Annotated in this window: 24 protein-coding genes; 1 reads left to right on the forward strand and 23 read right to left on the reverse strand. The window is 29.7% G+C overall.

Features of this window, described 5'->3' with window-relative positions:
• Positions 1-44: 44 nt before the first annotated feature.
• From BWR22_RS05205 to BWR22_RS05315, 22 genes are all read right to left on the reverse strand, one after another.
• On the reverse strand, positions 45-671 hold the full coding sequence (locus BWR22_RS05205) for a hypothetical protein (RefSeq protein WP_076732359.1): 627 nt from the start codon (positions 669-671) through the stop codon (positions 45-47).
• Positions 672-842: 171 nt separating this feature from the next.
• Complete coding sequence (locus BWR22_RS05210; RefSeq protein WP_076732360.1) at positions 843-1,211, reverse strand: hypothetical protein; 369 nt, start codon at positions 1,209-1,211, stop codon at positions 843-845.
• A 1,201-nt stretch (positions 1,212-2,412) separates the two neighbouring features.
• Positions 2,413-2,982: a hypothetical protein gene (locus BWR22_RS05220; protein WP_156875570.1), complete on the reverse strand. Its 570-nt coding sequence runs from the start codon at positions 2,980-2,982 to the stop codon at positions 2,413-2,415.
• A 156-nt stretch (positions 2,983-3,138) separates the two neighbouring features.
• The gene (locus BWR22_RS05225) at positions 3,139-3,627 is read right to left on the reverse strand and encodes a GNAT family N-acetyltransferase (protein WP_076732363.1); all 489 of its coding nucleotides are present in this window, start codon (positions 3,625-3,627) and stop codon (positions 3,139-3,141) included.
• A gap of 170 nt (positions 3,628-3,797) precedes the next feature.
• Positions 3,798-4,523 carry a DUF5131 family protein gene (locus tag BWR22_RS05230; RefSeq protein ID WP_076732364.1) on the reverse strand — a complete coding sequence of 242 codons (726 nt, stop codon included), beginning with the start codon at positions 4,521-4,523 and terminating at the stop codon, positions 3,798-3,800.
• The gene (tcmP, locus tag BWR22_RS05235; RefSeq protein ID WP_198033394.1) at positions 4,523-5,611 is read right to left on the reverse strand and encodes a three-Cys-motif partner protein TcmP; all 1,089 of its coding nucleotides are present in this window, start codon (positions 5,609-5,611) and stop codon (positions 4,523-4,525) included. The genes BWR22_RS05230 and tcmP overlap by 1 nt, the downstream gene beginning before the upstream one ends.
• A gap of 191 nt (positions 5,612-5,802) precedes the next feature.
• A complete protein-coding gene (locus tag BWR22_RS05240; protein WP_197505830.1) occupies positions 5,803-6,597 on the reverse strand; it encodes a cation transporter in 795 nt (264 codons plus the stop codon).
• 157 nt (positions 6,598-6,754) lie between these two features.
• Positions 6,755-7,894: a DUF3800 domain-containing protein gene (locus BWR22_RS05245; protein WP_076732366.1), complete on the reverse strand. Its 1,140-nt coding sequence runs from the start codon at positions 7,892-7,894 to the stop codon at positions 6,755-6,757.
• A gap of 333 nt (positions 7,895-8,227) precedes the next feature.
• Positions 8,228-11,269, reverse strand: a complete 3,042-nt coding sequence (locus BWR22_RS05250) for an Eco57I restriction-modification methylase domain-containing protein (RefSeq protein ID WP_076732367.1) — start codon at positions 11,267-11,269, stop codon at positions 8,228-8,230.
• Positions 11,262-12,944: an HsdM family class I SAM-dependent methyltransferase gene (locus tag BWR22_RS05255; protein ID WP_076732368.1), complete on the reverse strand. Its 1,683-nt coding sequence runs from the start codon at positions 12,942-12,944 to the stop codon at positions 11,262-11,264. Before BWR22_RS05255 ends, BWR22_RS05250 begins: the two co-directional genes overlap by 8 nt.
• 6 nt (positions 12,945-12,950) lie before the next feature.
• The gene (locus BWR22_RS05260; protein WP_076732369.1) at positions 12,951-13,244 is read right to left on the reverse strand and encodes a helix-turn-helix domain-containing protein; all 294 of its coding nucleotides are present in this window, start codon (positions 13,242-13,244) and stop codon (positions 12,951-12,953) included.
• 367 nt (positions 13,245-13,611) lie between these two features.
• Positions 13,612-14,811 (reverse strand): hypothetical protein, encoded by a 1,200-nt coding sequence (locus BWR22_RS05265; RefSeq protein ID WP_076732370.1) that lies wholly within the window; start codon positions 14,809-14,811, stop codon positions 13,612-13,614.
• Between the two features lie 630 nt (positions 14,812-15,441).
• Complete coding sequence (locus BWR22_RS14335) at positions 15,442-16,770, reverse strand: hypothetical protein (protein WP_156875571.1); 1,329 nt, start codon at positions 16,768-16,770, stop codon at positions 15,442-15,444.
• 142 nt (positions 16,771-16,912) lie between these two features.
• On the reverse strand, positions 16,913-17,374 hold the full coding sequence (locus BWR22_RS05275) for a hypothetical protein (protein ID WP_156875572.1): 462 nt from the start codon (positions 17,372-17,374) through the stop codon (positions 16,913-16,915).
• Positions 17,375-17,526: 152 nt separating this feature from the next.
• A complete protein-coding gene (locus tag BWR22_RS05280) occupies positions 17,527-18,003 on the reverse strand; it encodes a hypothetical protein (protein WP_156875573.1) in 477 nt (158 codons plus the stop codon).
• A 267-nt stretch (positions 18,004-18,270) separates the two neighbouring features.
• On the reverse strand, positions 18,271-18,930 hold the full coding sequence (locus tag BWR22_RS05285; RefSeq protein ID WP_156875574.1) for a hypothetical protein: 660 nt from the start codon (positions 18,928-18,930) through the stop codon (positions 18,271-18,273).
• Positions 18,931-19,140: 210 nt separating this feature from the next.
• A complete protein-coding gene (locus BWR22_RS05290; RefSeq protein WP_156875569.1) occupies positions 19,141-19,491 on the reverse strand; it encodes a hypothetical protein in 351 nt (116 codons plus the stop codon).
• Between the two features lie 170 nt (positions 19,492-19,661).
• The gene (locus BWR22_RS05295) at positions 19,662-20,210 is read right to left on the reverse strand and encodes a hypothetical protein (RefSeq protein ID WP_156875575.1); all 549 of its coding nucleotides are present in this window, start codon (positions 20,208-20,210) and stop codon (positions 19,662-19,664) included.
• Between the two features lie 157 nt (positions 20,211-20,367).
• Positions 20,368-20,835: a CPCC family cysteine-rich protein gene (locus tag BWR22_RS05300; RefSeq protein ID WP_076732375.1), complete on the reverse strand. Its 468-nt coding sequence runs from the start codon at positions 20,833-20,835 to the stop codon at positions 20,368-20,370.
• Positions 20,835-21,065 (reverse strand): hypothetical protein, encoded by a 231-nt coding sequence (locus tag BWR22_RS05305; RefSeq protein WP_076732376.1) that lies wholly within the window; start codon positions 21,063-21,065, stop codon positions 20,835-20,837. Before BWR22_RS05305 ends, BWR22_RS05300 begins: the two co-directional genes overlap by 1 nt.
• 158 nt (positions 21,066-21,223) lie before the next feature.
• On the reverse strand, positions 21,224-22,990 hold the full coding sequence (locus BWR22_RS05310; protein ID WP_076732377.1) for an ATP-dependent nuclease: 1,767 nt from the start codon (positions 22,988-22,990) through the stop codon (positions 21,224-21,226).
• Between the two features lie 162 nt (positions 22,991-23,152).
• On the reverse strand, positions 23,153-24,100 hold the full coding sequence (locus BWR22_RS05315; RefSeq protein ID WP_076732378.1) for a tetratricopeptide repeat protein: 948 nt from the start codon (positions 24,098-24,100) through the stop codon (positions 23,153-23,155).
• Positions 24,101-24,251: 151 nt separating this feature from the next.
• On the opposite strand from BWR22_RS05315, the gene BWR22_RS05320 reads away from it, so the two are divergent.
• Positions 24,252-25,091, forward strand: coding sequence for a tyrosine-type recombinase/integrase (locus BWR22_RS05320; protein WP_076732379.1), 840 nt, complete (start codon positions 24,252-24,254; stop codon positions 25,089-25,091).
• A 12-nt stretch (positions 25,092-25,103) separates the two neighbouring features.
• Here the strand turns inward: BWR22_RS05320 and BWR22_RS05325 are convergent, their stop codons facing one another.
• Positions 25,104-25,808 carry a DUF4369 domain-containing protein gene (locus BWR22_RS05325; protein ID WP_076732380.1) on the reverse strand — a complete coding sequence of 235 codons (705 nt, stop codon included), beginning with the start codon at positions 25,806-25,808 and terminating at the stop codon, positions 25,104-25,106.
• Between the last annotated feature and the right edge of the window lie 35 nt (positions 25,809-25,843).

Here is a 25,843-nt window from a genome sequence, read left to right on the forward strand (position 1 = left end):
ATTCCGCAGGAATTTTCGCAAGTAAGCACATAAAAAGCAATTAATTATACACCGTGTTGTACTACGTTTTTTATTTCAGATTCTATTATTTTCCCAATTCCAAATAGATTTACAGAATCCTTTTCATTAAATTCTTTTTCAAATTTCAATAAAATACTGTTGTCTTTAAATTCTAAGCTAAAGCCATTATGTCTTATTAATTCATCGGTCAGATTTTTAGTCAATAACTTTTCTAACTCTTTATTGTCAGTCGAGGATTCTAAAATATATTTTTTATTAAATTCTTTCCTGTTATTTAATTTGATGTCGAAATTCAAAAATATGTTTGCTATTTTTTCTCTTAAATAAGCTGGTCTAATTATTAATTGAGGGATTTGAAAATCAGTTTTAATTAGTAAAGCATTGTGTTGGCTTTCCTTATCTGTTGTTATCATTGATTCTCCTGCTGTTCCACCTATTTCAATTTTATAAGAATTTCGAATGGAAAGAAAGTATGTCTCTAAATCAAACTCAGTTAATTTCCAAGTGTATATGTTTTTTAAGAATTCTCCTTTATCAATTATTAAATACTTACTTAAGTCAAATCTAACACCTTTAGAGACTTCCATAGAAAATTTCTTTCTCAGAAAGTAGATTATTTGTTTTTTGGTTTTTTCTTCTCTGGTGGTCATTTCTTAAATGTAGTACAACGTGTTTGTATATGGAAAGTTGCGGGTTTGCGTGCGAGGATTTTCCGAAGGAAAATCAGACGTAGCAAACGTGCAACGACCTTTGTTTTAGTACAACACCAGCAATTTTTTATATACGGTGTTGTAAAACGTTTTTTAATTCAGTTTTGCTTTTTATTTGTCCCAAAAGGTAATTTTTTCATTTGATTCATTATCTTTTGTAAACTTTATTTTATTCCAATGTTTGTCTAAATCCTTAACCGTTTTTAATTTCAGACCTCTAATATTGATTTCAGCCATTCCAGTTTTTAAATCTTCCGACATATTTTTATATAGCGCAATATTGTCTTTTTCGACATCACTTATCTCTATATCTTTAATTTCAGAGCGAAATTCAGTCGAGAGTCTTTTCCATAATTCCGCGTCTTTATAGTCCGAATTATAACAGATTATTGGTTTTTCATTATCTTTTTGGTTAACGAACTGAATAATTTCCGCAAACATTTTGGTTTTCTGCTTTTCGTTTAAGCCAGTATTTGTCAAATCGTCAAACTGAATTCTAATTCCATTTATCCACGTAGAATTTAATTCATATTCTTTTCCATTCAGTTTGTGTATAATTCCTTATCCTCGAAATCCGAATTTAATATGAGAAAAGTCCTTTGTTTTATCTGCTACATTGGTTTGGTCAAATGTTTTACAACGGTTTTGCATAAGAAAAGTTGCGTGTTTGTGCGCGGCGATTTTCCGTAGGAAAATCAGATGCAAACAAGCAAAGCAACGACCACTATGCAAGCCCAAAATAGGAATTTTTTTTATGCGTTGTTAGCTTTTAGTGCGTTTTTCACGTTTCTATTTTATTTTTCAGTCGGCTTTTTAATTCCGTGTTTTATGTTTTATTCAGCTTGATTTTCATTCCGCAAACTTGCTCAAATTCCGTGATTTTTTTAAGTCAGATTTCGAGTAAGTAATTCCGCTTTTCAATTCCGCAAACTAGCTATAAAGTCAGACGTAATTAAATTCAGAGTTTGAGTGATTATACAGCGTGTTTTTCAAAATTCGGCAACATAGTTTTTTCGGTTTTTACTTTCTTAAAACTCAAAAAAAAACAGAAAAATAAACTAGCTTTTTTAATTCCGCAAACTTGCTCGAGCATTAAAGCTAACGGTTTTGCATAAGAAAAGTTGCGTGTTTGTGCGCGGCGATTTTCCGTAGGAAAATCAGATGCAAACAAGCAAAGCAACGACCACAATGCAAGCCCAAAATAGGAATTTTTTTTATGCGTTGTTGGGTTTTAGTGCTTTTTTGTAAGATTTTATTCAGCTGTTTTTTCAGTCCGCAATATTTTTCAAATCCGCAAACGGGCTAAATTCCGCAAAAGTGTATTTCAGCGATCTGTTCTTTTTCAGATTTCTACTGCGCAAACCAAGTCAAAAGTCCGTTGTAATTTTTGTCAGCGTATCGATTCCGTAAACCTGCTAGAAGTTCACCGTTTTATTTTCCGTAATTGGCTCAAATTCCACGTGAACATTTTTAGAAATCAGATTTAATGGACTTCTGTTTTTAAGCTTGAACTTGTGGTTTTGCAATGACTTTTTGCATTAAACCCAACGTGTTTGTGTATGATTTCGTTGCGTGTTTCAGCAACTAAATTAGCAAATACAAACCGAATAGAAAATCCGCGAGGATTTTCGTAAGTAGGCGAGTACTAGCAATGAATTATACACGTTGTTATGTGCTGTTTTTATTCTGATTTATCTAATGTTAACATTCCTCCAAAGCAACTGTTCTCTCCAGTTAAAATTCCTTTATTAAACAAAGAGTGAGCGACCATTTTCATTTCTTTATCATTCGAGATTGTAATTCCCCAATCTTTTCCGTTTTCGATTCTGTATATGAGTGAGTCAATTCCGATTTGATTCTCAAATTCAGACAGTTCTTTCATAGAATATTTATCAAATGCACTTATATTCCAAATTGCACTATCGTTTTTAAATTCAAAATACCTTTCTTTATTTTCGATTGCAGTTTTATAGACTTTAATAATTCCGTCTTTTGAATATCCTAAATTCAATTCTCTATGCAATGCTCCTTTCAAAAAGTTTCCTTTCGTGCAATATTCTCGAATTTCTCCATTATTCAAATTTTTAACTTTAACTACAAGAAAATTTTGAAATGTACTTTCATTCTTTATTGCTTTTACATAATTCGGATAAAGTTCTTCGTCACTTAAACTTTGTTCATATTCAACAACTTCATTACACGAAGTAAAAAATAGAATAGTAAAAATCAATATTAGTGTTGTTTTCATCATTTTTGGTAATTGCACATAACGGTCTTGTGTATGGTTAGTTGCGTGTTTGAGCAACTAATTTAGTAAACAAAAACGAACGCGAGAAAATTCCGAAGGAATTTTCCAAATAAGCAACGACCAAAGCAATTAATTATACACGTTGTTGTAGGTAGTTTTTTATTTCTTTAAATCCTTGTACATAATATAAGTATCAACCAATCCTAATTCAGTGTGTCTATATCCTTTCGGTGTAGTTCCAATTATTTCAAATCCGTATTTTTTCCATAATTCAACTGCTCCTTTATTCGTACTTACTACTATATTGAATTGAATTCCCTCAAATCGATTTTCCTTTGCTATTTTGAGAGAGTGTTCACAAAGTTTTTTTCCAATTCCTTTTCCGTGAGAATTTGGGTTTACCATATAACTGCAATTTGCAATGTGGTTTCCTAAATCAATTTGATTTGGTTTAATGATATATGTTCCGAGTATTTGTCCATTTTCTTCAATCACATAAGTTTCCATATAATCAGCAAACCAATGCTTTTTTAATTCACTTTTTGGTGTATTTGGATTGAATACGTAAGTGTCTCCAGTTTCAATCACTTTTGAGAATATTTCCCAAACTTGGTCAATATCAGTTTCTATTGCTTTTCTAATATTCAATTCAGATGGTCGTTTTTTAAATTACCTACAACGTGTTTGTGTATGATTAGTGGCGTGTTTAAGCACCTAATTTAGCAAATAAAAACCGAATAGAAAATCCGCGAGGATTTTCGTAAGTAGGCGAGAACCAGCCATTAATTATACACGGTGTTACCTGCAGGCTTTTTCTTTCAGACGCTGTGTTGTAATTCAATTTCAGGCATTTCATCATAAGTTCTGCCGTTTAGAGTTCTACCGTTTTTCTTTTTATTTTTTCCGCCCCATTGTTTAAAAAAGAAAGCAACATCTGCTTTTTCACATTGTTCTTGAATATCAAGAACCCAGTCGGCATCCATTGGTCTCGGATTATGACCACTTTCTCCACCAACAATTACCCAATCGATATTATCTAAATTCAAATTCGGTAAAGCTCCAATCAAAGGTTCAAGGGAAAGAAATTTTACTCTGGCATTTGTTTTTCTTAAAAAGTCAATTCTACTTTTTACTATTTCTTCCTCTATAGAAACTCCCATCCAAATATTGTGAGTCCATTTTAATTCATTGTGTAATTCTAATAATCTTTCAGCTCTTTTTGTTAAAACTTGAAAAACGTGTTGTGGGTTTTCATTCATAACCTTGAAAACTTTTTGTATGAATTCAAGAGGAATTTGTTCGTGAAATAAATCACTCATTGAATTAACGAAAACAACTTTTGATTTTTTCCAACTATAAGGTGTTTTTAAAGCGTCCTCGTGTGTTCTGACTTTAAAATTATCCTTGTATTTTTCTACACCCATTGATTGTAGTCTTTTGGACATTACTTCTGCGTAACAAAATTTACAACCTTGAGAAACTTTGGTGCAACCAGTTGTTGGGTTCCAAGTCATTTCTGTCCATTCTATACTTGATTGTGCCATTATTTTAGTTTTAAAGTTATTTTATTAAAATACTCTTTATATTCTTTATAGTTGATATAAAAAGCACCTTTTCTTATTTTTGAACCATCTTCTTTATTCAATTCTAATCTGTTATCAGATTGAATTTTTTTCAATATTTGTGTGGAATGTTTTGGTAAAAATCCTTTTCGTAATGTAAATTCATAAATTTCTCCGTTAGTTCTATTAACTTTCAAAAATTCTAATAAAAACTCTTCAAGTCTGTTAGTTTCTAAATCAGAAAATAATGTAGATTGATGGCTGTCATATTTCCAACCTCGACCTTGTTCGTTATCAATATCCCATTTAGTTTCCAACATTTTTTCATAACCTCGAATGTGAGAACTAAAGAAAAATAGGCAGAAAACAGTATTCTCTTCTTTTTTTAACGTAAAACTATCAACAAAATATTCTTTACCAATAAAGTTTTCAAAGCCTTCTTTCAAGGCATTTATATATTCCCATTCGTTTTTTAACTTTTCATCGTTGATGCCTAATTGTGAATTGAAATTTTCTAAAACATCAGGTGTTCCATTTTTAGAAAAACGATACATAAACTGAATTGGTAACCATAAAAGTACTTCTGAATTATTATTGCAGTCAAGTAGGTTTAAAATATGTTGTGCCTTTACATCTTTATAACCAAAAGGGTCAATAAAAACAAATGCTTTAGTGTCTTTAAATGCACGAAATTTACTTGGTAATTCATTAACAATTTCGGTATAGTCTTTATTAATTAAGTTAAGGTTTCCAAAATTGGGATAATGTAATTTTTTATCTTTTATGTTATTTTCAAGTGTTTTAATTCTGTTTTGGTCAATATCATTGAAATGACAATGAATTTTTGGTGATTTTTCTGGATGTTTATTTATGAATTGGTAATATGTTTGTTTGATTTTCTTTAAAGCTATTACAGGACTTCCTTCTCCACCATTTTCGTAAATTCCCGGTCCACTAAATAAATCAATTATATGAATGTGTTTAGTATATCTATCGTTGCATATGATATTGAGATATTTTTGAATATAATCACCAAACAGTTTAACTTTCGCTTCTGAATGGTTTAACAAATTTATCTGTGATTTTCTTTTGCTCATTGGTTTGTTCAGCTTGCAGGTAACGGTTTTGTGTATGATTAGTGGCGTGTTTAAGCACCTAATTTAGCAAATAAAAACCGAATAGAAAATCCGCGAGGATTTTCGTAAGTAGGCGAGAACCAGCCATTAATTATACACGTTGTTGTAAGTAGTGCTTTTTTCGTTCACTTACTTAATTTCAAAATCCGAAATGCTCCTTGAATTACCAATGCAAAAACGATTGTTCCGATAATCAAATCAGGTTTATTAGAACTCAAATAATGCACTAAAATTCCTGCAATTATTACACCCAAATTGATAATCACGTCATTCGAAGTAAAAATCATACTCGCTTTCATATGTGCTTCTTCTTTGCTCTTTGACTTTTGCAAAATATAAAGACAAATTCCGTTTGCGATAAGTGCAAAAATCGAAACAATAATCATTGTCGAAAAATCGGGAAGTTTCTCGTTTCCGAAAAATCTTCTCAAGACTTCTACAAATCCAATAATCGCAAGTATTATTTGAAAATATCCAGCAAGTTTGGCAATCCGTTTTTTCTTTATTACTGTTCCGCCAACCGCAAACAAACTAATTCCGTACACAAAACTGTCCGCAAGCATATCTAAACTATCGGCAACAAGTCCCATAGATTTTGAGATAATTCCTGTTGTCATTTCGATTATGAAAAACGCAAAATTTATGATAAGTACAGACCAAAGAAGTTTTTTTTGATTTTCGTTTTCTTTAAATTCCGTTTGGTCGGTTTTTTCCGTTGAGATTTTCTTTCCACCTAAATTCAATTCGATAACGGACTTTTCGATTTGGTCAATTTCTCCGCTGTGAAAAACGGTCAATTTTCGATTAGGAATATCAAAGTCCAAATTCGCAATGCTTGAAATTCCGTCCAATTTCATTCGGATAAGATTTTCCTCTGAAGGACAATCCATTTTGGTAATTTCAAATATCGTTTTATTCACTTGGTTTCTGGGTTTTTCGGCATTACTTACAACGTGTTTGTATATGGTTTGTTGCGTGGTTTAGCACGTAATTTAACAAATAAAAACCGAATAGAAAATCCGCGAGGATTTTCGTAAGTAGGCTAGAACTAGCAATAAATTATATACGGTGTTGTGCCTAGTTATTTAGCATTTCTTTCAGTTCTTTAAAATCTGGATTATCCAATAAATCTAATTCATTTCCAGATGCTAATTTTATTGCGTTTCTCATTTGTTTAATTCGGTTAGCCATTGGTAAAATAATTCGATTTCCGTGTTTTATAAATGAATATAAATCTTTTTCGGAAGTTGGTATTTTATAACCTTTTGGACTAGATGAAATTAAAATTCCTTTATCTCTTAAATTCCCAACAACTTTAGACCTAAAATACTCCTCTTTTAAAGGCTTTTCTCTACTTTGATTTAAGTGGTTAAATATCTCTTTTGTTGAAATATATCTTGATTTATAATAAACTCTTTGATATAAAAGTAACAGTTTTAAAAAATTTATTTGGTCAATTTTCTGTTGGTCATTTCCACTTTCTTTTTCTATAAAATCGTTAATTCTCAAATGACTTACTTCTGCAATTAAAGGATTAAATGCATTGTCAGTATTAGATTCTACAAAATCTGAAAAATTATAATCTTTTGGAAAAAAGTTTAAATCACTTACTATTGGTTTTATTAATGTTTTGAATTCTTCGCTATATTCTGAAATTTTGGTTTCGTCATAAATATATCCAAGTGTTCCTGCGATTAAATCTGCTATCTGTATTAAGTTGCTCTGTTTACTATTTTCAATACCAAATTGAGAACCTGAAAACAATGTTTTTTGATGATGTTTATTGACATACGCTTTAAACTCCAACATATAATCGTTTCCTCCGTGTTCATCTACGTATAATTCCAATTGAGGAAAAGTTCTGAATAATTCCTTGTATAAAAGATTATTTAAATATTTATAAAATGATTTTTTATAACTAAATCCTTTCCCTTTTAATTTTCTTTTGTCTACGATTACTGCGTAAACAGATAAATCTAAATTAACTACGTCAGATAATACTCTTATTCTCCTTTTATGATGTTTTGAAATTCCACTTGATTTAATTTCTCCTGTTTGGAAATTGTGTTTTTTTCGTATTTCGTTTACTGAGTTTTCAAGTTCCGTAACTTTGTCTGAATTACAAATTACAGTAGCAACAATAAAGTGGCTTCCTTGAGTTGAAAATTGGAAAGAATTATTCCCATATTCATCTGCAAAAGCTGTAATTTTATTCATATTCGGCAGTTTTTTTTAATTAGGCACAACGGTCTTGTGTATGAAACGTAGCGTATAAATAAACACTAACTTTTCGGATTTAGCACGAGCCGAATTTTTAATTTTTATGTTTAATTTTCTTTTTATAAATATAACCAAATTAAAAATTTGGCGGACTTAATAAATAAGTAAAAACCTCTTGAAAAGTCTATAATAGCTATGTTTTATACACGTTGTTACCCACTGGCTTTATTCCGCAAACTTGCTAGCGTTGGCAAAGACATACTCTTTTTCAATTTTGGGCTTGTGTGGTGGCTGAAGCGAATTGCAAATGTGTATGGCTTTAAGCGTTGGCTAATCATTCAATTCATTTATTAAATTTATTATTCCACTATCTACAATTTCATAAAGCTCTAAAGTTAGCGTGTCAATTTGATTTTCCAATTGCGAAACAAGTCTTTTGATTGCTATTGATTGAACTTCTGCATAAAGATTATTTAACTTTTCTGTTTTGGTAGTTATTTCCTGTGCTATTTGTGTTTTCCGTTCGCTATTTAAAATTGGTAACGGAATTGAATGGATAAAGGTTCTGTCAATTCCCTTATATCCACCACTTTTAGGACTTCCTTTTAATTCAATAAGAGCTGAAATAACTTTAGAATTTAAGATTCCTAGAATATTGTAATAATTATAATCGTTTTCCTCATGATTAAGAATTAATCCATAACCACCACCACCACCTTCTCCGCTGCCAGTAAAATAGTATTCTCCATTTATGTCAATACTAAATCTACTACCGAAACATAATGAAGGAAGGAGTATTTTTTTTGAATCAAATAGCAAATGATTTTTTTTATAAATAAACTTGTAAAAATCATTTCCTTTTAAAGCTTCTTTCTCATTGAGAATAGTTTTACACTTTTTAAGATATTTCCATGTTTTAGGATAAGTAGCTTTTAATACTGTTTCTGAAATAAGCTCACTTTTATTAGTTGTAAGGTTATTTTCATACGGAAAAAGTAAGACTCTATTGGTACTTATTTTATATCTAAAAAGGTTTTTAGAACCTTTAACCATTTTTTTTATTAGTCCTTTTTCAAAAATATGATTAGAGTCAAGAGCTTTTGAATAACATGTAATGAAGCTTTCGTTTTCTTCTACTATTTCTAATAAAAAGACATTATTTATACTTGGTTGAAGACCAACAAATACTTTTTTTAAATTACTTAAATCTTTTAACGGAATAGAATTGTTGGAAATATTTTCTATAAACTTATCGTGAATTTCAGAAGCAGCAAAATACCAAGGTGAAGAACCTAAAGTATCTTTGTCAAAAATTGATGGAACTTGTGCTTCATCTTGGAAATCATTTTCAGGGTCTTCAAGATTGAAATATTTTAATTCATTAGATTCAGTTTGTTCCGCATCTAGATAAAAAAGGCAGGTGTAAGTTGTAGAGTTTCCAAAAACTTGATAATCATTAAAATATACTATTTTAGATAATAGTTTATTATTGCTAATAATTTCTCTAAACTTTTCTCCATATTTGGCACGAAGAACTGTATTAGGTATTATATAACCTATTTTTCCTGTTGGTGATAATACTGAAATAGCTTTCTCTACAAACAAAATTGATAAATCAAAATTACTAAAAGCAAAGTCATATTTCGTTTTAAGGAATAATTGATATTCTTCTGGATACAACTCTTCTAATAATTGAATTCTTAGGTAAGGAGGATTTCCTACGATAACGTCAAACTTATTTAAACCTTCATCAGCCCATGTAAAAGGATTAATAATATTAATTGTGTCAATACTAGCTTCTGAATAATTGTCAAAGAATGATAAATCTACAATTGAATTTCCGCAAATTAGATTCTTATCTAAAGAAGGTAACAATGGTTTTGGAGAATTATCTTCGTTAAAATTCTCTAGCATAGTGAAGTAAAGACTCATTTTTGCTATTTCAATAGCTTGAGAATCTATGTCAATCCCAAAAATATTTTTTTGTAACAAATTCTTCTTAGATTCCATTGTAAGGTTTATGCTTCCTTTAGAATCGATAAATAAAAGTTCTGGTGAAAGAGAAGAAGAATTACTTTCATAAAATTGTATTATCCTTTTATAACTTTTAATTAAAAAAATTCCTGAACCACATGAGAAATCTATGATTTTAGAAATTTCAAATTCTTCATTTGGAGACTTGTCAGAAAGAAATAAGTCTAGGGTATCGTTTAGGATTTCGTCAACAATATATTCAGGAGTGTAATAGATTCCTCCAGCTTTTTTAATTTCTGGTTTAATTTCAAGTGAAATATTACCATCAATAATTGTTATTCTTTTCGCAAGATATTGCTCAAAAATACGACCCAATATTTCAATACTAATTTTACTGAAATTATATGGGCTTTCAGGATAATATAGTTTTAATATATTATCTTTTATTATTTCTTTATTGAGAGTTATTTTATCAAATAATGGATATTCATGAAAAAGTAATCCATTAAACTTTAAGTTCAACTCTGAGCAAAGGTTTTTTAAAGAGTCTACAAAATCATCTTCGCTGTTGTCTATTAAAACTCTTAATCTCTCAATATCTTCAATCTCGTTATCTTCAAGAAATCTAATAAAAATTATTATGTCCAGTAAGCGTTGAGTAGCTTCATTGATTTCTTTTTCGCTTAATTCATCAGAAGTTTCTTGAAATATACTTTGTGCAATATTTAATCGTATTAGCTCTAAATCCTTTAAAAATACTGTGTCTAATAATAATTCCCCTTTTTTAAGTATGTAATTGTAGTCTGTTGCATCTAAATCAATATCTAAATCATCTCTACGATCAGTAAATAATTTTACAAGGGATTTTTCAAATACAGCTTCTTTACTAAAGTTATTCCAGATGTAATCGAATTTATCAATGTAATCGTCATAAGTACAGCTAAATATTAAATCTTCATTGATTTGATTAAAGTTAGGCTTTGTTGAAATATCATAAATTCTTATTTCTTTGAAATTTGTTAAAATTACAAACGGAATTTTAGATAAAAAACCATAGGATTTTGCTTGAAATACATGTTTTGGATTGTCTAAATTTTCAGATGGTTTTTTTGCTTCAACAACAAATTGGTGTCTGTTTTTTATTTTAAATATATAATCTAAACTTTTAGTTGTTTCTCCTTCAACTTTAAGAGAATACTCTACTAATACATCTCTGTCATCAGCAGACATACTTTCTGGTAAACCTGAAATTTTCCATCCCAAAGCTTCAAAGAAACCATCTATAAACTCCTTTCTAGCTTCTGCTTCTTTATTAGCATTACTCTCCCAAGTTTCTATATTTTTCTTGTAATATTCAACTAGTTGTTCAATTTTATTTAAGGCTTCAGTTTTATTCATTATTATAGCTGGATAACAGTTCGAAAATTGTTTTTAAATCATTACTAGATACTTGATTAGTATGACAAAAGGAGTTAATTAAATTGTTGAATTCTCTAGAAGTAATAAATTTTAACAGAGATTTTAATTTGGATTCAGTACCACTTATAAAATTCACATGATTTTCCAAAACATAACCCTTAGAAAATCTTTTATCTTTATTATCAATTATAGTCGCAATCATTCTGTCGCTGTTTCCAATTGGAGACATCCTACGATAAATAATAAGTGTGTCGTTCTTTACATATTTTGGATTGTTCGGAATGCAATATGGGAATGTTGAATTTCTTTGGTTTTCTAAATTAATACCATCATTATTTATATTTGGACCATTAATCAATGGAATTGATTTTGGTACTTTTTTATAAAAGCAGAACTCTTTATTTTGATTCCAAACAAAATTTCCTGTTTTGATTTTATATGCAGAAAGGTGTTTTACAATTGATTTTTGAGATAACTTTCTAAAGTTTTCGAACTCTTCCTTATTTTTAAAAAGAGGTATAACTTTTAATGAATTATTAAAAATGTTGGTATCAACAGAATATCTTGTAATATTAGTTAATGAATTATTTGATACACCAATATTATAGTTTTCGGTTTGATTTCTTTTTGTGGCTAAAAGAAGCATAATATCTTGTTGAACTGAAAATGATTTTTCATGTTCTTTATTAGTTATAATTAAATCAACAGAAAGATTTTCCATTAATTCTTTTCTCATTTTCTGATAGTAAAAGCCAGAAAGGATAGATTGTGGTATTATAAAACCGAGTTCTCCGTTACGCTTTAAATGTTGTATACTCCAATGCAAGAATAAATTATGAATATAATTATGCCCATAACTAACACATTTGCAAATATTGTTTTCTTCATGTGGGTCTATTCTGAAATATGGAGGATTTCCTATTATTAAATCAAATGTTTCATTGTCATTTGAGATACAACTTAATGTTTTTAGTGTGTTTTGAATTCTAATATTTGGGAAATAATATGGATTCAAAAAGACGTCATCATAACTCTCGATTAATTTTCCTAGCAATATTTTAGAAACAATTATTGGAAAGGGAAATATATCATAACCAAAAATATTATCTCTAAGTAGAGACAATTCATTTTTATTAGGCTGGTTTTTAATTATTTTTTTTAAATAGTGAAATAGAAAAAAACCAGCACCACTTGAAGGGTCAATTACTTTATTATTAGGAGTGATTTTAGTTTGCAAATTGTCAAGAAGAATATTAATTAAATTCTCGTTAGAATAGTATTCTCCATATTCTCTTGTGTTTATAATAGGAAAGTAGTTGTCAATTTCATTAAAAATATAAGAAATCGAGTCAGTATTATCAAATTTCATTTCATCTCTAAAGCTTAGAGCGAATGGATAAAACTCTATTATTTCTGGAATTTGTTCGGTAATGTTAACAGGTAAAGGCACACTGTCAAATATTTTACAAAGTGTTAAAAGTTCACTTCTATATCTTTCTAAGAAGTCTGTTTTTTCTGTGTAAATATTTTTAGGTTTGACATGAGATGTAATAATATAATGACCAATAATTTTTTCAGAATCTTCTGATTTTAAGTATTCATCTACAACATAATCTATGTTTATCTTTTCTCTTTTTAGCGATTCTACAATCATAAATTCTTATTGCTTTTGTATATATTTTATTTGGTCTTCTGCAACTTTCAAAGCATTCAATCCTTCTTTTTCGTCTTTAACAATATCGTAAACTTTTGTTGCTATCCATAATGCTTCGAGTTCTGACAAGGAATAATTGAACGTTTCGCTTATCGTTGCTAAGTGTTCTCTTTTTAAAGCTTTTTGATTACTCTCAATCTTACTCAAATATCCATCTCCTATTTCAAGAATAGCAGCTAATTGCCTTTGAAGCATTCCTGAAGTTTCTCTTAATTCTTTAATTTTTTGTCCAAGTGTCATTTTACCTTTTTTAGACTTGACTAATTTAGGTCAAATTTAATTTTTTTTTTTCAAAGTACGGTCAAAAGCGTTGGGAAATTTTAGCTCTTTTGGTTTTTAGAGCGTTGGAATTGAGCGTTGGAAAAAACCGAAAGTGCTAAAATATGCGGCTGGTTTTCAGCTTGTGGGTAACGTCTCGTATATGAAAAGTAGCGCTGAAAATAAGCGATAATTTTTCGGATAAACACAAGCCGAATTTTTAAATTTTACTATTTATTTTATTTTTGGGAAATCGTCAAATTTAAAAATTTGGCGACTTTCCAAAAATGCACAAGCCTTTGTTTTTGCAACTGCTCGCGCTATTTTTTATATACATTGTTACCCATTGTTATTTTTCGTCGGGATATTCTTTCTCTTCATAAACTAACATTTTCATATCCTTAAACCAACCGAATTTTTCAATTAGTCCGTCGTAAAATTCTATTTCTTGTTGGGTCATTTTATTGCCAGTTTGCTTAAACATTCCAAATTTCCACTGTTTTAGATTGTCCGTTGCAGCAAGTACAATGATTTCCTTTTCTTGTAAGTCCCTTTTGTAGCAATATATTGGCATTGCTTGTTGAATTGTCCAATCAACTACTTTTTCGTCAATCTCTTTAGAATAATAAATAAGTAAAAATCCAATACCATTATAAACCGAATATCTTCTAGCGAGTTCAATTTTAGTATTTTCATACTTACCAATTAGACTAAACAAAGATTTCGACATCATTCTCCTTTCTGTTCTACCTAAAGTCATTAATTCTTTAGCCAAGACTTCTCCTTGGGGCAATTTTAAAACATCAGTTTTCACAAGATGGTCGATAAAATAACTGGCTTTATCTTCTTCTCTTTTGAGGGCTACAGATTTACTTTTATCATAATTTTCCCAAGCACCTTTTAAATCAAATGATTTTTCTTGGAATTTGTCCGAATGATATTCGTCAGGGAATTTTCGTCTATTTTTTAGGAATACAGCGAGTAAGTCAATTTCACTACAATTAATCTTTAGTTCAGCCGATTGGGTTAATAATTTTTCTCTTTCGTCCAAATATTCAACTAAATCTGAAATTGTATCGAGTTCTTGAGTTATGGTTTGAAAAGTATTTTTGTTTAGAATATTGATAAATCCTTTATTCTCCTTTTTATCTCCTAAATCATAATATTCAAATTGTTCTCCGACATTTACAGTAATTCTATAAACCTTATCGAATTTACTTGGGTCAAATATCTCTTTCGGTCTGTTTGGGTGTTTTATGTAAACTTCTGATTTTGAGTTAAAAAGTTTTCTTTCTGCTCCGTATAATTGTTTAGTGGATTTCTCAATTACCCTTTTTTTATATCTATCATAATTTCCTTTGTTATCATAGTTTTTTACGGAAATTATAATCGCATAATTTTTGAAAATGATGAGTAAATCACAAATTTCTTTCTTATCTCCATTTTCGTCCATTGGATTTGGATAACACCAGTATTTTAGATAAGAAGTAAACGCAAGGTCATTCACAAAATCTTCTCCAATATCTCCTTTAGATTTTTCTTGCGTCATTTTTTTCTAATAATGGGTAACGGCTTGTATAACCGCAGTTACAGGCTAAAATAACGAAAAGTTTCGAGTTACACACAAACCACAGCAATTACAGAGTGGATTCGGACGAAGTCGAATCCGCCGTAATTGCGGTTATACCTTGTTGCCAACAGTTTTTCTTTTTTACCAAGATGTTTTATTATCAATTTCCAGTATCTTTTAAAGGCTTTGATTTGTAGTTTTTCCGTTTGCATACAACAGTCCGTTTTTCCAATAATACTATTTTAAGATTCCGAAATTGAGGTCAGTTTACGTAATAATGCGGCACACTTTTTACGCGTGAGTCCGTTTGCGTTTTGCTTGTTATACACTTAGAATCCGTTTTCTGTCCGTGCTGAACCCGTTTAACACTTTGCTTGAAATTCAGATTTATTTTCCGTTTTCCGTTCGCAACAGTGGTTTTGAGTCGGTTTAAATTATTTTTGGGTTAGTGTTGAAAATGCTGGGCTAAAATTGTTGGCAACGGTTGGGCTATGAGTAGTTGCGTGGTCTAGCACTTAACTTTGTAAGTACACACCAAACTGAAAATCCGCGAGGATTTTCAGAAGTAGGTGAGAACAAGCAATTACTTATAGCCATTGTTGGGCATAGTTATTTTTTCTTACTTTTTTTTGTTGTCGTTTTTTCGTCTTTAATGTCGTTCATTAGTTTTACAAAAGACTTTTTCTCTCTTTCAACTACCACGAATTCTTTGTCGAAAATCTCTTTAAATGTATTTTTAAACTTATCTGTATCTCTAAAATCTCTAAAAAGTGGCCATTCCTGATAACTTGAAGCATTTATGTCATCGTGTTCAGGTCCAATTTTTTTCATTAATGAAGTAGATAAGTCATAATCCTCTTTTAACACGGAAACAGCTAATTGAAACACTAGACCAACAGACCAATCTTCTGAATCAAGTATTTTATTGCTTGTTTCTTTTTCTCCTTTTAAATAAAACGACAATGCTTTGTTAATAATCATCGTTTTTCGCATTTTTTCAGTACTCTTTTTGGGTAAAGTTTCTGTTGCGAATTTGAGTAAATTAATTGCTAAATCATAATAACCATTAATAATCAAGTCAAAAGAAATGTTGTTTAAATTATAGTCAGCTTCATTTATTTTGGTAGGAAGGAACTTTCTCCATAGCACTTGCCCTAATTTAACTCCTATTTCAAATACAGCTTGGAAACCATCATTAAAATATTCTGGGTCAACGTCTAAAACATCATTGAGTTCTACTTTTTCTATTGTTTTGACATTATGTTTTTTACAATTCTCAATATAGTTTCTCGATACCAAACCATTACAATGCACAAAGAGATTTCTTCTTTCTGTTAATTCTATAAAAGTTGGTAAAACAGGAAGATTTGTTGTTAAAGTAAATTCCTTTTTTGTGTGTTTAGAAATTCTTTTTTCTAATGTTGTTAGTTGCTCATAATGACTTTTACGTAACAGAGCTTCAACATCTTTTTCAATTACATATTCTTTTAATTCATCTAAATCTTCATACTTAAGGATATCTTGAAATGTAAATTCTTTTTCAAGTAAAAATGCAAGTTCTGGCTTAATTTGAAATAAAGAACGACAAAGGTCTGCTAAATAGGCATCGTACTGGCTAACTAATGACACTACAAAATTTCTAGGCAAGATATTATATGCTGCTCTTGAAGTTTTTGCATCTTTATCGAGCTTATTAAATTCATTAAATTTATCAAGTGGTATTCGATATAATTTCTCGCCATTTTCATCTTTATCCTCGTGTTCGTCAATAAATTTGTCAAGTTTTTTGGTGTGATTCTTTAACTTAAACTCGACTAATCCCATTACTAAAGGTAACGACTCAGCAAGTGAATCTATTTCAAGTGTGAATCTTTCGATAGCGTATTCAAACAACTGATAATCTTTAAGTTCAGTCACCAGGTTTTCGTCTTTATTCATTCAGTTTTTTAATTATGCCCAACGTGTTTGTGTATGATTTCGTTGCGTGTTTGAGCAACTAATTTAGCAAATACAAACCGAATAGAAAATCCGCGAGGATTTTCGCAAGTAGGCGAGTACTAGCAATGAATTATACACGGTGTTACCTGTAGTTTTTTATCGCGTTTATTATTTCAGAAATTTGTTCAAATTCAGAGTGCTTTGAGATTATTTTGTTCAATTCAAGCCTCAAAAGACCTTTATCAAGTTTTAATTTCTTTCCGTTTAAATTTTTAAAGCTTTGGTAAATATTATTTTCTTCTGCTTTAAGTTTATTTTTCATAAACAAACTTTTAATTCCGCTATTATTTATATCGAGTGTTTGTGAAGATTCGCTATTATACTTTGCATAAATTCTAGTATCGTTTTTATTATGTCCATCCTGCGATTTCCATAGTGTTCCAACAATTTTAGTTTTATAAAAATCAGTAGTAATATTAATTATATATTCACATCTGATTGCGTTAAACATATTTTGTTCAACATATACCAATTCCACATTTTGTTTTTTTGCGAATTCTTTCCAATTCTTATCTAATTTATTCCAATTCACAGGGTTTTTCAAATTACAGGTAACGTGTTTGTGTATGGTTAGTTGCGTGGTTAAGCAACTAATTTAGCAAACTTTTACGAACCCGAGAAAATTCCGCAGGAATTTTCGCAAGTAGGCAAGAACCTAGCAATTAATTATACACGGTGTTGGCAACAGTATTTTTCTCAATCGACAATTTCCTCAAATATTATCTTATTTTCTGATTTCGGAATGCTAATTATTCGGAAAGTTGGAACATATCCTTTTCCATTTGGCTCATAAAATTCCGATTTATATTCCATCTGAGTTTGATAATTTAAAGTTACTGAATTTCCAACGTATCTATCTTGTGTACTTGGTAAATGAAAATAACTTTTAATACTATCTTGATAAAACTTTGATGTTTTAATTTCACTTACAAGTCTCTTTTTGTCAGATTCCGAAATTGATAATTCAAAACGGTGATAATAGTCAACAGTTCCAACACTCTTATTTTCTAATATTTCAAAGTCATCTTTCAGTTCAATATTTTGTTCCGAAAGATGTTCTATTGCATCACTTTTAAAAAACAAATAGTCATCTATGTAAATAGAAACTGATAGAATAATTGTTCCGATTATCAAAATTCCAGATATTATTTTTCCTGCTTTTTTGTATCCCATTTTTTTTGGAATCCAATAGCTTAAAAATATAATTCCGCTTATTATTATAAGAATTATAAATAAAAATATAAAGGTAAAATTCGGACTGTCCATATTCCTTAATAGTGGTTTCTCATATTGTTGCCAACGTTTATGTGTAAGGAACGTTGCGTGTTTGTGTGCGAGGATTTTCCGAAGGAAAATCAGATGCAAGCAAGCAAAGCAACGACCAAACGGCTTAACTAAAATAAGCAATGTTTTTTACACGGTGTTGGCAACTGGCTTTTATTAATTTTTCTCAAATTCCTTTTCGATTAATTTTCTTAATTCCAAAATCGAAATTCCATTCTCCAGACTTTTGCCTTTCTCTAAATTATAGAAATCTATATATCCGATTTTTGTAATTGTGTTATATTCTCCAAGAATGTGGTCAAGATAAAGAAATGATAGAGCTTGATGTCTATTTACATCCGAGTTCATATTTTTTATAAAAACTTTGATATTTATTTTTCCTCTTTCTTTATCCAATTCGGGAATAATTTCAATATCAGAACTTGGATATTCAATTCCGTCATAATTCAGTCCAATTTCGTCCGTTGCGTGTCTAAATTTTTTGATTATCCAATTATCTAATTTAGGTTTTGAGTCATATAATTTTTCAGTTGGTAAAACACCTTCGGGCATTCCATCTGGTGTTATTATTAAAACTACTTCGTCTTTTTCGGTTAAAGTCATTTCCGGAAAAAGAACTGAATTGTATTTTTTCATTTCTCTTGTCAGTTGATTATATATTGTATAATCCTCTTGGTCAGAGTTTATGAAGTTTTCAAGTTCTACTTTATTTTTAGAAACCCAATTCCAAAATTTTTCTTCTTTCGATTGTCTGTTAAATAGTGAAAATCCCATTATTAAAATTATGATTGGTATTGAGATTAAAATTTTTTTCATTCGCTTGCTGTTGAGTTATTTCAGCTTGTTGCCAACGTTGTTGTATATGGAAAGTTGCGTGTTTGCGTGCGAGGAATTTCCGAAGGAAATTCAGACGTAGCAAACGTGCAACGACCTTTTGTTGAGCCTAAAATAAGCAATTTTTTATATACGTTGTTAGGCACTGGCTTTTTCCGTTCAGTTTACTTTTGAATTATTTTTAGCTATCATTCAATTCGGCTGTTTATCCAGATAGACTTTTTTCTCATCACTATATTCTAAAAATGTTTTATTCAATTCATACCATTTCTTCCAATCGCTAATATTTTCTTCAGTTGGTTCTATAATAGGATCATATGATTCCGAAGTACTACATTTAATATTTGTTAAGTTTTCTAAAAAAGAGATAGCGTCATATAAATCATCTCCATAAATTGTGTCCTTTTCAAACCTTACAAATGATTCTATTACACTAACATTTTGAAAATAGGTTTCTTTTATTAATTCTTTTTGTTGCTTTTCTTTCTTACAAGAAGATAGAATTAACATTCCGAATATTAGTATGAAAATTTTTCTATTCATTCAATTCCATTTGAGTGAGTTCAGCTTGTGCCTAACGGTTTGGTGTATGATTTCGTTGCTTGGTTTAAGCACTGAAGTTAGCAAATAAATCACAGATAGAAAGTCCGCGAGGACTTTCGTAAGTAGGCTCTAACTAGCAATGAATTATACACGTTGTTGGCAACTGTGTTTTATTTTATTATTTCAATTCCTTTAGTCACATCTCTGAAAAATGATTCCATTTCCGATTTACTTTTTTCAATCAGTTCAGACTCTGTGATTTCCGTTTTGTTTATATCAAATAGTTTTATTTTTGAATCAGAATAAGATAAATAACGAATTATGGAATCCGTTTTATAACCTTCTTCATAATATGGTTTGTCATAATCGTATTTCAATTGCTTGACGAATTTAAAATTCATCTTTCCGTTTTTTTCTGTCCAATATGTATAGTTTAGTTTTCCAGTTTCTCCATACAACCAAAAGTCGTAAACAATATAGTCGAAATTTTTATCGTGAAATACTTTTAATTCTCCACCATCAGCTGAATGGTTGTTAAGTTCAAAAGTGTCCGTTCCAAATTCCGCTTTATTTTTCTCAAAGTCTTGAAGCAATTCAAAATCTTTGATTTCAGAAACTGACTTTCCAATTTCTACACTTTCCGCTTTCTTTTCAGATTTTTGTTTTTCTCCGCAAGAGTAAAATCCGATTAATAGAAAAATTATTAAAATTCTGTTCATAGGTTGTTCGGACATTGTTGCCAACGGTCTCGGCTATGAGTAGTTGCGTGGTTTAGCGGTTAACTTTGCAAGTACAAACCAAACTGAAAATCCGCAAGGATTTTCAGAAGTAGGCGAGACCAAGCAATTACTTATAGCCATTGTTGTGCAACGTTTTTTATAATTTTTTTTCCAGTATTTTTATTTCTTTCCAAAGCTGATTTTGTTCTTTTTCATTTTTCAATTCTATCAACTGTTTGTATTTCTTTATTATTCTTTTTTTTATTGACACTTTATCCAGAACAACTTTTCCTAAATAATTTTTCTTAACTGTTGTCATTTCAAACTTGTCTTTGTCATTCGGCTCATACATTGTGTAATATTTTAAAAAGTTTTGTTTAGCCTTTACCAAAGAATAATTAGAATTAGGTCCGCCAAGTATTTCATTAGCGTTGTGTTCGTCTTGTCCATCATCTTCCCAAAAACACAACGAACATATTTCAAAAGCAGCTCTTTCGGACAATGTAGGATAGCCACAACAAGGACATATGAAATGCTCATTGAACATTTCATATTTTCTACTTTCAGATTCCTCTCTATGAGTAGTGTATTTGGAAAACCAATTGTCGTTTTTGTTGTTACTCATTATTTTTTTTCAGCTTGTCTTTTTTCAAAGTCATTAAATCCAAAATCTTTTGGTTGAAGCATAAATGAATCCGCCTGACTTTCAATTAAATCAATTATTGCATAATATCCGAACTCTTCTCCTGCTTTAAAATCATCTTTATTCGATTCCAATTTTAATTCAGCGTGACGTTCTTTAATTAAATAAACTAAATCTCTTAAATAAAGCTTGTATGTTTCGTCTGTTTTCAATGTTTAGTCAAATGTTGCACAACGTGTTTGTATATGGTTTGTTGCGTGGTTTAAGCAACTAATTTAGTAAATAAAAACTGACCAAGAAAGTCCGCGAGGACATTCGTAAGTAGGCGAGAAGCCAGCAATAAATTATATACGGTGTTGTGCATAGTGTTTTAGTTCAGAAGCCAATTAATACAGTCCGAAATTTCTTGATGGTCATTTGGTAAAGCGAGAACTATTCCGTTTGTCTCTATGTTATTTTTTAAAGTAGCCCAAACTTGCTCGTTTTTCCCTTGAATGTTAAGATGCTTTTCAATTGCTCCTTTTGTCCAAATCCATATTCCATTAGAGATTAGTTTTGCTTTTAAATTTTGAATATTGCCTTGTATTGAAGGACTCTGCGCAAGTAATGCAAAAGCTTCTTCAGCTGTCATTGAACTATTTCTTTTGGTTGGCCAGCCATTATTTAAGTTTATTCCATTGGTAGTAGCTAAATTTGCCATTTCAGTTTTACAAGCTAGAATATCGGTGTCATTTGCTTGTAGAAAACCATCCTCAATAGCTTGTTTAAAAGCATAATCTAAATCTACAATTGCTTTACAAGGTAAATCCATCATATCTAATACGAGTTTTGATTTTTTAGTATTACCTGAACCACCTTGTTGGACTAATGCACATTTATTTACTCCTAAAGAGTTTCCTGATATTTTTTCAATTAAGAAAGGCATTAATCTGTTTTCAGTTTTTCCTTCTGATAATATCACTCTTTCTGAAAACAATATATTACTAGAATTACTAAGTGCAAACATTAATGTTAATTGATGTTGTGCATTTTGTTCAACTTGCGGGATTGCTGATTTTAAAGAATTTCTTTTATGTGTACCTAGCGTTGTATTTTTACGAACAAGAATAGTATTTGCAATATCTTTTTCTGTAATTATAAAAGGTGAGTGAGTTGTAAATATTATTTGATAACCTTGATTAGCTAATGTTTTTAAAGATTTTCTTAATATTTCAATAGCTTGAGGATGTAAATATAGTTCTGGTTCATCAATTAATAACAATGTTGTTGTTGTCTGTTGTTGCGAAGCCGTTTTTAAATCTGCAAGGTGACGTATTAATGTCATTTGTATAGAACGCTGTGCTCCGTGACCTAATGCTGATACATCTGTTCCATTTAAACTTTGATTTTCATAAACCTTAATTGTTCCCTTAGAAAATACTTCTTTAAGTTCAGGTGTAGGAACGTGTACTTTAATATTAATATCTGGAAAAAATGAATCTAATTTCTGATTTACTTGAGTGTCAAAATCAGATAATTCGGTTGCTCTGTTGTTTCCATCTGCATCAAGAACATCTTTTAAACCATCTAAAACAGTTCTTAGTTGAGCTCCATATTGTTGTTCTATTGGTCCAATAATTTCTGATAATAATTTACCAATTGTAGTACCAGACTTTGATTTACTAACATCTTCTTCTGAATTTTCCATAGCTCCAATATGTATAGGCTCAGGAAATAAGTCTTTAATTGCATTATCAATTCCTGTTGGGTTATTTTGCCATTGTCCATCTGTTGGGTTAAGAACTTCAAGTCGGATTTGAGCAGCTGTAGCATTTGGTACTAATTGAGTTCTTCTTATAGTTAATGATTCAGAATTTAAAAACGGTTCTATTCGTTGTCGGTGAGTATTATTTAGGTTGTCGAGAATATCTTGACTGATTCCTTCAATTTTAGCGGTCATAATAACTGAATTATTTGGGTCATTAAAATCAGTTATTTTTAACGAGCTTTTGCGCAAAACCCATTTTATTGCCTCTAGAATATTCGATTTTCCTGCATTGTTATATCCAACTAATGGTGTGTATTCAGAAAGTTCAAATTCAATCGTTTTTATTGATTTAAAATTCTCAATTTTTACTGTAGTTAATTTATGGCTCATTGGTTGGTTTTACATTATGCACAACGGTTTTGTGTATGATTAGTTGCGTGGTTAAGCAACTAATTTAGTAAACTTTCACGAACCAGAGAAAATTCCGCAGGAATTTTCGCAAGTAGGGAAGGACCTAGCAATTAATTATACACGGTGTTGGCAGCCGTAGTTTTATTTACAATGTTCCTGTTTTATTTCTCTAAGTAGTTTAAAATCGGTTATTTCTAAACCTAGTGATTCCGCTTTTTTAATTTTCGCACAAGCAATTTCAAATGAATCCTGATAATAATAGACCATTGCCAAATTTGCGTATAATGACCATTGAGTAGAATCTAATTTTATACCTTGTTCATAATCTTCTATAGCTTCTTTATCCTTACTTATTTTATAATAGAATAAACCTCTATTATTATAAAATTCAGGGTAATTTGGATTGATACTTATAGCTGTGTCCATAAGTGCAATTGCAGTTTCTAATTCATTTATATTGGCATACGCTTCGGATAGTTCAAACAGTAAGCTTACATTTTTAGGTTCTAGTTTTCTTCCTTTTTCATATACTTTTATTGCTTCAGTAAAAAGTCCTCGTTTTTTTAATTCATTTCCTTTTTCGTTAAGTTCTTCGGTTTCTATAAGTTCAAATTCGAAAGGTATTGACTTAACGTAACTTTTAGGTTCGCCATATCTATCATACCAAGACTGAGGAATATAACGTCTTGGTGATTCATTAAATTCAAAACCGAATAAAGGAATTGTCAATATTAAATATAGAAGTGTAACTATTGTCAATTTTGTTTGCTTTTCTCTTTCTGTAATTAGATAAACTATAGCAGAAATTATGAAAATTGGAAGAATTACTAATGTTGGATAATCTCCGAAAATATGATAGAGATACTTTGTAAATAAACAAAAAGACATTAAAACTAATAAGATATTCAAGACAATAATTTTTTTCGAAACTTTATCTTGAAATCCACTAATTGTTTTTTTTACATAAAAAATTAATAATCCTAAAAAGCCAAGAGTCAACAGAATATGTCCACCAACTATGTCATATATTCTGAGTAAAATTCCAATTGGAATAAGAAGAATAGTTAGTATAAAGAGTATGTTTTTCATAATTAGAACTATGTATTCAAATGATTACGGAATTTTTTTGACTATTGCTGCCAACGTGTTTATATACCAAACATAATCATTTTGTACTGTTTAACAAACTAATTTGTAAGAATATACCAACTTTTATTAAAGTTTGTATATATTTGATTTTATGTCGGATATCGCAACTTTTTTAGACTTTAAAAAACTTTTAGAAATTAAAAGATATAGCGATAATAGTATTAATACTTATTTAGGTTTAATTAAATCTTTTCATAAGTATGTTGGCTTTGAAATCGATTTAAATACAATTGAAAATAAAGTGTTACTAGCATTAATTATTCAAATTGTAAAGGAAAAGGAATTAGCGTATACTACGCATAAACAACTCTGCGCTGCTTTAAAATTATTTTATAAAGAAATGTATAATCGGGAAATCGATTTTTTACCAGTTTACCCTACAAGAAGACCTAGTCCTTTGCCCAATATTATTTCTACAAAAGAGGTTAAGGCAATTTTAGAAAGCCATAATAATTTAAAGCATAGAGCTATGCTTACGGTAATTTATGCTTTGGGATTAAGAAGTGGAGAATTAATTAATATGAGGATTGAAGATATTAATGGTGATAGAAATCAAATCTTAATTAGATCTGGTAAAGGAAATAAAGATAGAGTTTTACCTTTGCCGGATTCTTTAAAAACTCTTTTAAGGAGTTATTATACTCAGTATAAGCCTAAAACTTATTTGTTTTGTGGTAGAAATGGCGAAAAATATGCTCCAGAAAGTTTACGTAAAGTTTTTAAATTGGCATTGCGTAAAGCTAATATTAATAAGAAAATTACATTGCATAGTTTAAGGCATGCTTACGCAACACATTTAATGGATAAAGGTACAGATGTTAGAATTATAAAAGAATTATTAGGACATAGTTCTATTAAAACTACTCTTATTTATACTCATGTAACACAAAAAACGTTACAAAATATACCAAGTCCTTTAGATTTTCTATAATTTATTAGTATTTTATAAATTCTCTTCTTCTTTTATTTTGTTAATAAAACCTTGTAGTTCTTTGCCGTAATGAGAGGTCTTAATAGTTGGAGTTAATGTGTCGTTTATCATATTTAAATACTTAATATTTGCATTATATAGTTCTGATAAAGCTAAGTAAGGAGCAACTTCGCTATCTCTATTATTAATGGCAAAATTTACAGTATATAAATATTTACGCTTCTCAAGATTTTTATAAGTTTTTTCGGTGCTATTAATTAATGCGGTATCATTAGCTTTTATAGCATCAAAATTTTCTTTAATTAGTTCTAAATTTTTGTTATTAAATTTTGAAGCTACACTAATATATTCTTCTAAGATTTTTTGTTGCTTAGATCCTTTAATCTTGGCATCATAATTAAATCGTTTTAAGGAAGTATTAATTTCTGTGATACCTTTATCTGCAAAAAATGTAATTCTATTATCTTCATTATTGTATTTATCAAGATACAAATAGAAAATTTCTGGAGTATCAATTTTGCTTTGTAACTCAAAATTTGAGTTTCCGTTAATTACCATTGAGTCAATAGTTACTATGGTTGTGTCTTTGGCTTTTTTTAAATAAACGGTTCCTTTTTTTAATCCTTTAATATTTCCTTTTACAATAAGTGAATCTGAAGTTTTATCTCCACAAGAAAATAAAAGACATAATCCTAATAGAATAAATAATTTTTGCATGTTTAATTTTAAAATTTTGAGAGCGCAAATATGAT

This window comes from Lacinutrix venerupis (genome assembly GCF_001971745.1).
GTDB classification, from domain to species: Bacteria; Bacteroidota; Bacteroidia; order Flavobacteriales; family Flavobacteriaceae; genus Lacinutrix; species Lacinutrix venerupis.